The sequence below is a fragment of the Barnesiella sp. WM24 genome (assembly GCF_004570975.1).
GTDB lineage: Bacteria > Bacteroidota > Bacteroidia > Bacteroidales > Muribaculaceae > Muribaculum.
This window is the reverse complement of sequence record NZ_SPPC01000018.1, coordinates 16379-29819: the sequence shown is the minus strand read 5'-3', so window position 1 is coordinate 29819 and position 13441 is coordinate 16379. Positions and strand designations below refer to the sequence as shown.

Here is a 13441-nt window from a genome sequence, read left to right as displayed (position 1 = left end):
AATGTGTCTGCAAATTTACGGCAATTTCATTTAACATAAAAGCGAATAGGCTAAAAAACGATATATTCGCGCGGATTGAGCGCAGCGCCTTTATTCCACAGCTCAAATGTCACAGTCGTCTCTTGTCCCGACTCTTTGGGCGAGGTGATGCCTATCACCGCTCCCTTGGCTATTTTTTCGCCTGTCCTGGCAAAGGGTGTGTGTATGCCGGAATATTTTGACACAAAGCCGTTGGGATGCTGCAGGATAATGGTGTTGCGGCTTCCGCGTGTCATGTAAGAGTCCACGACAGTGCCTGCGTATATGGCACATACGGTTGATGACGGTGGTGCTGTCAGTGTTATGGAAAATTCATTCTGCCCTTCGGCGTTAAGCTCCGTGGCGCCGCTTACCGGAGGGTAAAACGAGATGCCGTCGGCGGCTATCGGCGACAGCACGTTGAGGTTGAACCGCTCGTTTTCCTCAAATTGTCTGACAAACTGGCGCTCGTTTTCCGACGCGGGCAGCAGTGAGTCGGGCGACATGGGCTCTCCATGCTGCACAGTGGCGGCGGATGGCAGCGAGTCGGCTGGGTTGGCGAGCAGCGACTCAAGATTGGAGATGTAGGCGTTGTTGATGTTGACGCGGGTTGTAAGCGAGTCGATGCGCATGGAGTTGACTATATTTTCCTGCCTCTGTCCTTCTTTAAGATAGCCGGGCAGGAGAGTGCGTATAGGCGACATGACGATTATGGTCGCCGCGAGGCAGCTTAATGCCGCCACGAGCAATATGCTGGCGATTACAATCTCCGTGCGTGTGAATTTCATTGTCCACACCTCATTAAACCGGTTTTCGTTAATAAACGATAGCCTGAACCGGCTTTTGGTCTTGAATGAATGTTTATGTTTCTTAATGTCGTCTTGTCGGTCAGCCATGTCTTGTCGGTTATTATGCAGAAAAATAGATTACAAATATAAGCATATTTTTCCGGTATTTAATATAACGTTAAATTTGCAAACCGATTGTGCTATCGCTAAATAACATGAAAATTAGCACATAAAGTAGTGTGAACTTTAACAATCACGTGTTAAATTGTGTCCAAAAAAGTTGCATGATATTCAACAAAACTATACCTTTGTGAAAAATTTTATTGAACAAAGCGAAATGTCTTTGTGTTAATATACCAAAACTTGTGATACCGACCGCTAATGAAAAGAGAGCCGGTTGAATGGTTAGAGACAATGAAGGGTTTAAAATAATTTGTATAAATTAAAATTAAAGAAGAATGAAAAAGAACATCCTTTTTGGTTTTGCTGCAGCGGGAGCTATGCTTCTTTCAGCAAACGAAGCTAAAGCTCAAGAGGCTATAGTAATTGAGGAAGCTACATTCAGCGAAGTAGAATGTGCTGACCACTACTATTCTGGAAAGAAGGATAACTGGTTTATCCAGATTGGTGCCGGTATGGAATTCCCTATCGTAGAACACGCTCCTCACGCTGCTAAGCGTCACATCACTGCTGCTTATGGTGCAGGATTCGGTAAATGGTTTACTCCCTATCTGGGATGGCGTATCAGCGCACAGGGTGGTGCTTACCACTTCAACGCATCAGGCGCTTACCGTAAGGCTAAGTTTGTTAACGCTAACCTCGACTTGATGTGGGATATGTTTAACAGCTTCAAGGTAAATGACAACCGTGTATTCAGCATCGTGCCTTTCGTCGGTGTCGGTGGTTCTTACTCTTGGGATTTTACCGGTCCTTACAACGCTTACGCTCCTGAAAACCACGGTCGCTACAAGACTAAGGTATGGCAGATCCCCGTATCAGTAGGTATGCAGTTCCGTTTCCGTCTTTGCGAGTATGTTGACTTCTTCGCTGAAGGTCGTTACTCATTCTACGGTGACCAGTTTGACGGCATCACTTACGGAACCAACTCTATCGACATGAACCTTACCGCAATGGGTGGTTTCACTTTCAACCTCGGTGGCAAGAAGTTCAAGTCATTCAACCCCTGCTCTTATCTTGGCTACATCAGCCAGCTTAACGGTCAGATTAACGACCTCCGCGGCGAGCTCGCCAACACCGGCGCACGTCTTGCAGCTGCTGAGGCTCAGCTCCCCTGCCCCGAAGTTGTAGCTGTTGAATGTCCTGAAGTAGGCGCTCCGTTGATGTCAACTGTACGCTTCACTATCAACTCTGCCAAGATTTCTTCTATGGAAGCAGTTAACGTATACAACATCGCTCAGTGGATGAAGGCTAATCCCGACACTAAGGTTGTCATCAAGGGTTACGCTGACAAGGATACCGGTACTGCTGACTACAACCTCAAGCTCTCTGAGCGTCGTGCACAGAACGTATTCAACATGCTTACCAAGGAATACGGTATCGCCGCTGATCGCTTGACAGTTAAGGCTGAGGGTAGCGCATCACAGGTATACGACACCAACAACTGGAACCGTATCGTAATCTTTTCACAGGACTAATTAAGGTAAAACCTGAATAAACCCTTTGCCTCCGCCCCTTTACGGGCGGAGGCTTTTTTTTGCCTGTACCTTGGCGGAGGCTTTTTATACACGTTGCCGTGCATTACATCTTTTTAATATAAGTTTGGCATAAGTTTTGCTATATTGATTGTTATAATTGCACATTAACAGTTACTTAGTTATATGATACAGCATTCAACAGGCGATCTGCCTGCCAAGATAGAGAATTATGTCATGCAGAAGCGTCTGCGCGACGCGTTTGGCTTGCTTCGCAGTTATAGCGCTTCTTTAGGCGACTGGCGCATAACCGACCGCATCGACCACCTTGAGCAATCTTACTCGATGATGCTCCGATATGCCGTAGAGGGTGTAGACGATCCTTCGCGCGATGAGATTTACCACTCGATTGTAAGAGGCATATTTGAGATTCTTGACAGGGTGTCGCGTGAGCTGCGCCGCCCTAAGTCGCCTGAGATATATTTCAACACTCTCCGCTATGAGAGCATGCAAAGCGACTCGTTAAAGTCGCTCTCCGACCGTTACGTAGCCTTGCTCTCCGACCTGTCGCTCTATAACATCGCCGCGGGCAATGCTAAGGCTGATGCCGGTGTTAAGGAGAAGGAGGAGACGGAGCGCCGTCTCTTCAACCGTCTGTGGGTGTCCTATCCGCTCTCTGCCGATGATGCGGCGGTTGTGTCATCCCTGATGTCGGGCGATGAGATTCCCCTCTATTTTAAGGAGATGCTTGTGTCGGCTCTGTTGCTCGGCTTGCTGCAGTATTATGACGAGCCCCGTCTTGACATGCTGCTTGACATCTATCAGTCGTCGCCGTCAAGAAGCATTTCTGTGCGTGCGCTCGTTGCGGCGCTGCTTGCCATGTATGTCAACCGGTCGAGGGTAGCGTCGTCGAAGCTGGCGCGGAGGATTGACGCCTTGCGTGACACCACGTCATGGCACGACGATGTGAAGGAAGTGTTTCTTGAGTTTATCCGTACGCGTGACACAGAGCGCATCAACCGCAAGATGCAGGAAGAGCTGCTGCCTTCAATGCTAAAGCTGCGCCCCGACATAGCCCGGCGCATGAAGGATAGCGTCGCCGATATTGCCGACATTGAGGAAAACCCAGAGTGGCAGGAGCTCCTCGATAAGTCGGGCATAACCGACAAACTCAAAGAGCTTACCAAGATGCAGGAGGATGGCGGCGATGTGTTCATGATGACATTTTCCAACCTCAAGTATTTCCCGTTTTTCTCTGATGTGGCTAACTGGTTCATCCCGTTTCACATGGATCACTCTGCCGTCAAGGATGCGCTCGGCAAGGACCTGTCGACAATAGGTGACATGGTGGCGTCATCACCGTTTTTCTGCGACGGTGACAAGTATTCGTTTGTACTCGCCCTGGCTTCGGTGCCCGCCGCTCAGAAACATATGATGCTGTCGCAGTTTGACTCTCAGCGCATCAATGAGCTTGAGCTGCAGGCTGCCGCTGTCTCTTCAGGCTCGATGTCGGCGGGGCGTATAGCTAACAAATATGTGCAGGACTTGTATCGCTTCTTCAAGCTGTTCCGTAGGAAGGGCGATTTTAAGGACCCGTTCATGCGCCCTGTCAATCTGCTCCAGTTGCCATTTCTTGCCGCCGACCTTACTGACGTTGAGACTCTCCCGGTAGTGAGCGAGTTTTATTTCCGGCGCGGTTATTATGAGGATGCCGCCCATGTGTTCGGGTTGCTTGCCGGCTCCATGCCTCCCGATGCGCAGCTTTACCAGAAACTCGGCTATTGTCACGCCAAGCTCGGTGACATGGCGCAGGCTCTCGACTATTACAAGCAGGCGGAGCTGCTTAACGGCGACAGCCTGTGGACACTGCGCCGCATTGCCAATTGCTACAAGGAGCTTGACAATCCCGCGATGGCGCTAGAATATTACCGTCGTGTCGAGGAGAAGAAACCCGATGACCTCGGCGTGGCGTTGAGCATTGGACACTGCTATCTTGAACTCGACCGTTACAACGACGCGTTGCGCTATTATTTCAAGGTGGAGTTTCTTGACGACAAGTCGACTCGTGCATGGCGTCCTATCGCCTGGACCTCTTTTGTGGCGGGCGATTTCAGCCAGAGCCGCAGTTATTATGAGAAGGTGCTCACTGACCGCCCTGACGCGTCAGACTATCTCAACATGGGGCATCTTTATCTTGCCTGCGGTGATATAAAGGAGGCGTTGAATTTCTACGGACTGTCGGTCGACAATGAGAGTGGGGGTGTCGAGGCATTCATTAAGGGCTTTAAGGCCGATGTCCCGAGGCTTCTTGCCGCCGGCGTGCAGGAGTCGCTGTTGCCGCTTGTCATCGACGCTCTGTTATATTCACGAGATTAAGACCCCGTTTATGGCAATGTGTCAGGATTTTTCCGTAAATTTGTGTGATTAATCGAAACAATATGACGAGCTTATGAGAAAAATAGCCCTGACTTTTTTAATTTTATGTATTAACATGATTCACGCAGAGCAAAAAGTAGAAGATATTTCAAACCCGTTTTTTACGGAGTTTGAGACAGTACATAACACAATCCCGTTTGACCGGATTTCCAACAAGGACTACGAGCCGGCTATCGACCGTGGCATGCAGTTGCAGAACAGCGAGATTGACGCTATTGTCAATTCTCCTGAAGAGCCTACGTTTGAAAACACCATCGTTGCCCTTGAACGCTCCGGCTCCGACCTTAACCGGGTGCTAAATGCGTTTTTCCCCATTCTCTCGGCGTTGAGCGACGATGAGATGATGGAGATTTCGCTACGTGTATCTGCCAAGCTGTCGCAGCACTCTACCGGCATAAGCCTTAACGAGGGCTTGTGGAAGCGCATCAAGGCTGTATATGACAAAAAAGACGGCCTCTCACTCTCTCCTGAAGACGAGATGCTGCTCTCTACGACCTACGACAGTTTTGCTCGCCAGGGTGCGGAGCTGCAGGGAGAGAAGCGAGATGCTTATCGCAAGCTTTCGGCTCAGCTTTCCGACCTTACCACCAAATTCGGACAAAATGTGTTGAAAGAGCTTAACACCTATGAGATATGGCTCACCGCCGACGACCTTGCCGGACTCCCTGCAAGCTCTGTAGAGGCTGCCGCTCTTGCCGCCCGTGAAAAAGGCAGAGACGGGGAATACCTCTTCACGCTTGCTCAGCCTGTCTACACGGCGTTTATGAAATATAGCGACCGTCGCGACCTGCGCGAGAAGTTTTACAAGCTATACAGCAGCCGCAATACAAAAGGCGAATACTCCAACATGGAGATTATGACCTCTATTGCCGACACCCGCCGTCAGATTGCCAATCTTTTCGGTAAATCGACTTATGCCGACTATAAGCTTGAAAAGACAATGGCGGAGACCCCGGAAAATGTCAATAAGCTCTTGCAGCAGCTTGCCGAGGCTTATCGTCCCGCCCAGTTGCGCGAGTTTGAGGAGATTGTGAATTTTGCTTCCGCGCGTGAGGGTGCCCCGGTCAAGCTTATGCCGTGGGATTACAGCTACTATGCCAATAAGCTGAAGGAAGAGAAGTATAAATATGACGAAGAAGAGCTTCGCCCCTACTTTGAACTTAACAATGTGATTGACGGTGTGTTCGGGCTCGCGACCCGTCTTTACGGACTCACATTCGAGCATAATCCCGCTGTCTCTGTCTATCACCCCGATGTAAAGGCTTATGATGTAAAGGATGCCGACGGTAGCTTTGTCGGTGTAATCTATACCGACTTCTTCCCCCGTGAAAGCAAGCGTCCCGGCGCCTGGATGACCAATTTCCGCGAAGAGTGGATTACTGCCGGGGGCGACTCCGTGCGTCCCCATGTGTCAATTGTCATGAACTTCACCAAGCCTACAGGCTCAAAGCCCTCGCTGCTTACACCCTATGAGGTGGAGACATTCCTCCATGAGTTCGGTCATGCGCTCCACGGGCTTCTCGCAGCCACTAAATACAGCTCGCTCTCCGGCACTAACGTCTATCGTGACTTTGTGGAGCTGCCTTCCCAGTTCAATGAAAATTATCTTACACAAAAGGAATTTCTTGACGGTTTTGCCCGTCATTACCTGACCGGCGAACCGATTCCTCAGAATCTTGTCGACAAGATTGTCAATACTTCCCAGTTTGGCGCCGGATATGCCTGCCTTCGTCAGCTCGCGTTTGGCTTGACCGATATGGCATGGCACATGACCACTGCTCCTGTCGCTGATCCTGTGGCGTTTGAAAATGAGGCTATGGCGCCTGTAAGCATGTTTGACGAGGTGGAAGGCTGCCTTTTCAGCCCGCAGTTCAGCCACATTTTCTCAGGTGGATATGCGGCAGGATATTACAGCTACAAGTGGGCTGAAGTGCTCGATGCCGACGCATTCTCGGTCTTCCTCAAAAACGGTCTGTTTGACAAGGCTACCGCTGACTCTTTCCGTGAAAACGTATTGACACGTGGGGGCACCGAACATCCCATGACGCTCTACAAGCGTTTCCGCGGACAGGAACCTACCATCGACGCTCTCCTCGAGCGCGACGGCGTAAAGGCTCCGGCAGAGATACCGTCGCTTCCACAGCCAATCCACTCCACAAAAGATTAACCCCACACCACAGCCGACCCCTCCGGGCCGGCTGTTTTATTTACGGCAACGCGCATGTGCGCCATGCATGCGCCGCACCCCGCAACCCCGGTGTATATTGTTGATGTAATCCGCGCCGTATTTTATTGATGTACAACATGCCGTGTAGGGCGAGTGGAAGCTCGCCCGCGGTGACAGCAACACCGGAATGTGCGTGGGCGCGCCATGCGGATGGGCGGGCGACCTCCCAGTCGCCCCTACAGCTACGCGATGTAACCCGTAGTGTATTTTTTGTTGATGTAATTCATGCGTATTCCGTTGATTTACAACATGCAATGTAGGGGCGAGTGGAAGCTCGCCCGCGGTGACAGCAACCCCGGAATGTGCGAGGGTGCGCCATGCGGATGTGGCGGGCGACCTCCCAGTCGCCCCTACAGCTACGCGATGTAACCCGTGGTGCATTTTTTGTTGATGTAATCCGCGCCGTATTTTATTGATTTACAACATGCAATGTAGGGGCGAGTGGAAGCTCGCCCGCGGTAACAGCAACCCCGGAATGTGGGTGGGCGCGCCATGCGGATGGGCGGGCGACCTCCCGGTCGCCCCTACAGCTACGCGATGTAACCCCGGTGTATATTGTTGATGTAATCCGCGACGTATTTTATTGGTGTACAACATGCAATGTAGGGGCGAGTGGAAGCTCGCCCGCGGTGACAGCAACCCCGGAATGTGGGTGGGGCGCCATGCGGATGGGCGGGCGACCTCCCGGTCGCCCCTACAGCTACGCGGTGTAACCCGTGGTGCATTTTTGTTGATGTAATCCGCGCCGTATTTTATTGATTTACAATATGCAATGTAGGGGCGAGTGGAAGCTCGCCCGCGGTGACAGCGACCCCGGGATGTGGGTCGGGTGCGCCATGCGGATGGGCGGGCGACCTCCCGGTCGCCCCTACAGCTACGCGGTGTAACCCAGGTGTATTTTGTTGATGTAATCCCTGTGTATTCCGTTGATTTACAACATGCAATGTGGGGGCGAGTGGAAGCTCGCCCGCGGTGACAACAACCCCGGAATATGCGCGTGGGTGCGCCATGTGGGTGTGTGGCATGGGTTGCATCCCCTTGGGGATGATCTTTCTTGTAGCCGTGGGTTGAACGAAGTGATACCCACGGAAAAATATGTACCAAGCGTGTGGTTTCCGTTAGGAATCATCATGTTACGGGAATTGACGATTCCTGCGGAAACGATATTTTTGGGGTTGCGGTTACTGTGGGTGTCGCTACGCTCAACCCACGGCTAAACATGGATTATCCCCTGCCGGGGATAGATTGCGTGGGCGCCATGCGGATGGGCGGGCGACCTCCCAGTCGCCCATACAGCTACGCGGTGTAACCAAGGTGTATTTTTGTTGATGTAATCCGCATTGTATATCGCTGATTTACAGTATGCAATGTAGGGGCGAGTGGAAGCTCGCCTGCGGTGACAGCAACCCGGGATGTGCGTTTGGGGTGCGCCATGCGGGTGTGGCGGGCGACCTCCCAGTCGCCCCTACAGCTACGCGATGTGCCCCGTGGTGCATTTTTGTTGAAGAAATGCGCCGTATTTTATTGGTGTACAACATGTAATGTAGGGGCGAGTTGAAGCTCGCCTGCGGTGACAGCAACCCGGGATGTGCGCTTGGGGTGCGCCATGCGGATATTGCGGGCGACCTCCCGGTCGCCCCTACAGCTACGCGATGTACCCCGTGGTGCATATCGTTGATGTAAACCCTGCGTATTTCGTTGATGTACAACATGCAATGTAGGGGCGAGTGGAAGCTCGCCCGCGGTGACAACAACCCCGGAATATGGGTGGGTGCGCCATGCGGATGTGGCGGGCGACCTCCCAGTCGCCCCTACAGCTACGCGGTGTAACCCCGGTGTATATTGTTGATATAATCCCTGCGTATTTCGTTGATTTACAACATGCAATGTAGGGGCGAGTGGAAGCTCGCCCGCGGTGACAGCAACACCGGAATGTGCGTGGGTGCGCCATGCGGATGGGCGGGCGACCTCCCGGTCGCCCCTACAGCTACGCGGTGTAAACCGTGGTGTGTTTTTGTTGATGTAATCCCTGTGTATTTCGTTGATTTACAACATGCAATGTAGGGGCGAGTGGAAGCTCGCCCGCGGTGACAGCAACCCCGGGATGTGGGTGGGTGCGCCATGCGGATGGGCGGGCGACCTCCCGGTCGCCCCTACAGCTACGCGGTGTAAACCGTGGTGTATTTTTTGTTGATGGGGCAAATGTTTTTGATTTGGGGCGGCTCTTTTTGATGATGGTGACTGATTTTTTTGTCAATCGGTTTGGTTTATGTTTTTAAACATAGTAATTTTGCAGTGAAAATCAAAAGAATATGCAGAACATAAGAAATATTGCCATTATCGCTCACGTCGATCACGGCAAAACGACGCTGGTCGACAAGATGTTGCTCGCGGGTAACCTTTTCAGAGAGAATCAGAATGCGGGTGAATTAATTCTTGACAATAATGACCTTGAGCGTGAACGAGGCATAACTATTCTGTCAAAAAACGTATCAATCAACTACAAGGGATATAAGATAAACATCATCGACACTCCGGGACACGCCGACTTCGGCGGAGAGGTGGAGCGAGTGCTCAACATGGCTGACGGCTGTCTGCTGCTTGTCGATGCTTTCGAGGGCCCGATGCCCCAGACCCGCTTTGTCTTACAGAAAGCCATACAGATGGGTCTGAAGCCTGTGGTTGTCATTAACAAGGTCGACAAGCCCAACTGCCGTCCCGACGAAGTGCAGGAGATGGTGTTTGACCTGATGTTTAACCTTGACGCGACAGAAGACCAGCTTGATTTCCCTACAGTCTACGGCTCGGCTAAACAAGGATGGATGTCGACCGACTGGAACAAGCCTACCGACAATATCCTTCCCGTGCTCGACGCCATAATCGACTATATCCCGGCACCGGAGACCCTTGAAGGCGACCCGCAGATGCTGATTACCTCGCTTGACTATTCAAGCTATGTAGGGCGTATCGCTGTGGGCCGTGTACATCGCGGCACACTCCGTGAAGGCATGGATATAGCCCTCTGCAAGAAAGACGGCTCAGTGGTGAAGCAGCGTATAAAAGAGCTCCACACCTTTGAAGGAATGGGTCGCAAGCGCGTGCAGGAAGTATCGTCGGGCGACATCTGTGCGCTTGTCGGTATCGACGGATTTGAGATCGGCGACACTGTCTCTGACATCAATAATCCGGAGCCGCTTCCGCGCATAGCCATCGACGAGCCTACCATGTCAATGACATTCACCATCAACGACTCGCCTTTCTTTGGAAAAGATGGAAAATATGTGACCTCGCGCCACATTGCCGACCGTCTTGAAAAGGAGCTTGACAAGAACCTTGCGTTGCGTGTCAGCAAGGCGGCGCATGAGGATGTGTGGACTGTGTTTGGTCGCGGTGTGCTTCACCTGTCGGTGCTGATAGAGACCATGCGTCGCGAAGGTTACGAGTTGCAGGTGGGTCAGCCTCAGGTAATCATCAAGGAGATTGACGGAAAGAAATGCGAGCCCGTCGAGCTGCTTACCATCAATGTGCCCGAGGAATATTCAAGCAAGATTATCGACATGGTAACCCGCCGAAAGGGAGAGATGGTGTCGATGACCACCCAGAATGACCGATTGCACATTGAATTCAATATCCCGTCGCGCGGCATCATAGGACTGCGCAACAATGTGCTAACTGCTTCGGCGGGAGAGGCTATAATGGCTCACCGCTTCCTTGAATATCAGCCCTGGAAGGGAGATATCGAACGCCGCACCAACGGCTCGCTTATAGCAATGGAGGCGGGCACCGCCTATGCCTATGCTATCGACAAGCTTCAGGACCGAGGACGATTCTTCATCTTCCCGCAGGAAGAGGTGTATGCCGGACAGGTAGTGGGAGAGAATGCCAAGGACAACGACATCGTGGTCAATGTCACCAAGTCAAAGAAGCTTACCAACATGCGTGCGTCGGGAGCCGACGACAAGGCGCGTATCATTCCCCCGGTGGTATTTTCGCTTGAAGAAGCACTTGAATATATCAAGGAAGATGAATATGTCGAGGTGACCCCCAATCACTTGCGCCTGCGTAAAATTATCCTTGACGAGATCGAGCGCAAGAGAGCTAATAAAGCCTGATATTACACTGAACAATATCATCCGAACAAGTGTCTTATGGTTAGATTGCTAACTGTAAGACACTTTTATTATGTATCGTTTTGTCCAGAAAACAGTACTTGCGATAACAGCCGCGCTGAGTGTGGGCTGCATGTCGCTGAGGGCGCAGATCCCGGCATCGGTCGAAAGTTCCGGACTGCCTGTGGCCGCAAAGTCTTTTATCAAAAAGCATTTTGAAGGAAAGACGATTGTAAAGTATGAAAAGAAGTTCTGGTCCAACTCCTACGAACTGGAACTCTCCGACGGCACTGACCTTGACTTTGACTCACAGGGCAAATGCACGGAGGTAAGTGCCCCTGACCGAGGAGTGCTGCCGGCGGTCCTGGTGCGCGATATGCTGCCTGCCGAGGCGTGTCGCACCCTTTCCGACCAGGGTGCGCTTGACTCGGTAGAGGAGATTCAGTTTCATCCGGTAAAGGGCTATAAAGTGGAGGTAAGACATGACCGCATTGATGATTACCGGTTTAATGCTGCGGGGCAGATGACACGTGTCACCCGCGACGACTGACCCCTTGCTCAGGCTCTAAAAAGAACAGAGAGGCGTGACTCCCGCTGCGGAATCACGCCTCTCTGTTATAACAAACCGTTTCGGTTTATTCGTTGATTTCACCTTCAGAGGCAAATATCTCTTCTTCCCTGCTCGGGGCGATATTGGGCAGCTCAAGACCATAATGTTTCCTTGCATCGAGAGCCTTTAGCCATATTCCGAATATCAGTGCAAGCACGCCGAGACCGGCAAAGAGAAGCATAGGGTTGGTATAGTCATACTTCATCGGGTCGGTGACTCCGGGGTTGGACGACGTAAGCACTATGCCGATAAGAATCGGGAAAAGCGACAGACCGATGTTCTGAACCCAGAATATAAGAGAATAGGCACTTCCGAGGAATCGTGAGTCCATGATCTTGGGCACCGAGGGCCACAGAGCCGCAGGAACGAGAGAGAACGAGACTCCGAGCACGATAATGGCGGTGAAAGCGAGGGCCTTGCTCGGATAAGCCGGAAGCAGAAGGGCAAATGTCAGGTGACATACAATCATCAGGATGGCTCCGAGGATAAGCATCGAGGCACCCTTTCCCTTACGGTCAAGGAAATAGCCGAGGAAAGGTGTCAGGACTGCCGCGCCGATGGGGAACCAGCGGAATATGTCGGCTGCCGTCGTGGCGTCAATACCGAGGTTACACTGAAGCATGTTGGCTGCATAACGCTGGAACGGGAAAATAGCCGAATAATATAGCACGCAGAGCATCGCGATAATCCAGAAAAGCTTGCTTGTGAGGATGTTTTTGACATCGCTGAGCTTGAACTCCTCTTCAGCGGTGTTGTCTTCTTTTGACGAGCCGAGTTCTTTGTCAAGCTTGGTGTCAAAGAATGTAAACACGATGTAGCATATAAGACCGATGAAAAGCAGCGCGGTACAGAATCCTACCGGAACGACCACTGTCTCGTCGCCCATCCAGTTGGCGAGGCGCGGAGAGATGGAGAACACTGCAAACACGCCGAAGCGGGCGATTGCCATCTCTGCACCCATGGCAAGAGCCATCTCCTTGCCCTCAAACCACTTTGCAAGAGTCTTGGACACGGTGATACCAGCCATCTCGCATCCGCATCCGAAAATCATGAAGCCGAACGCCGCAAGCTTTGCGCTTCCCGGCATTGCGGTCCACCAGGAGCTAAGCCAGGTGTCAAGTGCCGAGCCTTGAAACATGTCGCTGATGGCATATAGTTTGATACACGCTCCAATCACCATTACTGAAGCCGATAGCGTGCCTGTGAACCTTACCCCCATCTTGTCAAGGATAATACCCGCAAGAATCAGAAATCCGAATACATTCAGGATATATTCCGCTCCGGCATAATAGCCGAACGCGTCGGGCGACCATCCGCGTTCAGTCTCGATAAGTGACTGTAAGGGTGACATTACGTCTACAAACATGTAGGCGAAAAACATCATCGACGCTACGAGCACGAGTACGGTCCATCGTGCCCACGCCTTGTCGTTGAGTGTCTGTTTGACTTGTTCTGTCATAGTTTGTTTTGCGTTTAATGTGATAATTATTTTCTACAAAATTACACAAAAAACATGATTTTCCGCCCCTCGTGGTTAAAAGAATGACTTATATCGTCATCTTTGGCTCAACATTCACGACATTTCCCGTCATTATTTTATG

The 13441-nt window shown here is 51.4% G+C and carries 7 protein-coding genes; 5 read left to right on the top strand and 2 right to left on the bottom strand.

Going from position 1 to position 13441, the window contains the following annotated elements; all coding sequences use genetic code 11:
• Positions 1 to 50: 50 nt before the first annotated feature.
• Complete coding sequence (locus tag E4T81_RS15000) at positions 51 to 914, bottom strand: murein hydrolase activator EnvC (protein ID WP_135045986.1); 864 nt, start codon at positions 912 to 914, stop codon at positions 51 to 53.
• A 350-nt stretch (positions 915 to 1264) separates the two neighbouring features.
• On the opposite strand from E4T81_RS15000, the gene E4T81_RS14995 reads away from it, so the two are divergent.
• The 5 genes from E4T81_RS14995 (at position 1265) to E4T81_RS14975 (ending at position 11780) form a co-directional block, all read left to right on the top strand.
• Complete coding sequence (locus E4T81_RS14995) at positions 1265 to 2461, top strand: OmpA family protein (RefSeq protein ID WP_135045984.1); 1197 nt, start codon at positions 1265 to 1267, stop codon at positions 2459 to 2461.
• Positions 2462 to 2644: 183 nt separating this feature from the next.
• Positions 2645 to 4834 (top strand): lipopolysaccharide assembly protein LapB, encoded by a 2190-nt coding sequence (locus E4T81_RS14990; protein WP_135045982.1) that lies wholly within the window; start codon positions 2645 to 2647, stop codon positions 4832 to 4834.
• A 115-nt stretch (positions 4835 to 4949) separates the two neighbouring features.
• Positions 4950 to 7061: a M3 family metallopeptidase gene (locus tag E4T81_RS14985; RefSeq protein ID WP_245207107.1), complete on the top strand. Its 2112-nt coding sequence runs from the start codon at positions 4950 to 4952 to the stop codon at positions 7059 to 7061.
• A gap of 2372 nt (positions 7062 to 9433) precedes the next feature.
• Positions 9434 to 11233: a translational GTPase TypA gene (gene typA, locus E4T81_RS14980; RefSeq protein WP_135045978.1), complete on the top strand. Its 1800-nt coding sequence runs from the start codon at positions 9434 to 9436 to the stop codon at positions 11231 to 11233.
• 70 nt (positions 11234 to 11303) lie between these two features.
• Positions 11304 to 11780, top strand: a complete 477-nt coding sequence (locus E4T81_RS14975) for a PepSY-like domain-containing protein (protein WP_135045976.1) — start codon at positions 11304 to 11306, stop codon at positions 11778 to 11780.
• Positions 11781 to 11865: 85 nt separating this feature from the next.
• Here E4T81_RS14975 and E4T81_RS14970 read toward each other — a convergent pair whose 3' ends face one another.
• Positions 11866 to 13299, bottom strand: coding sequence for an MFS transporter (locus E4T81_RS14970; RefSeq protein WP_167761989.1), 1434 nt, complete (start codon positions 13297 to 13299; stop codon positions 11866 to 11868).
• Between the last annotated feature and the right edge of the window lie 142 nt (positions 13300 to 13441).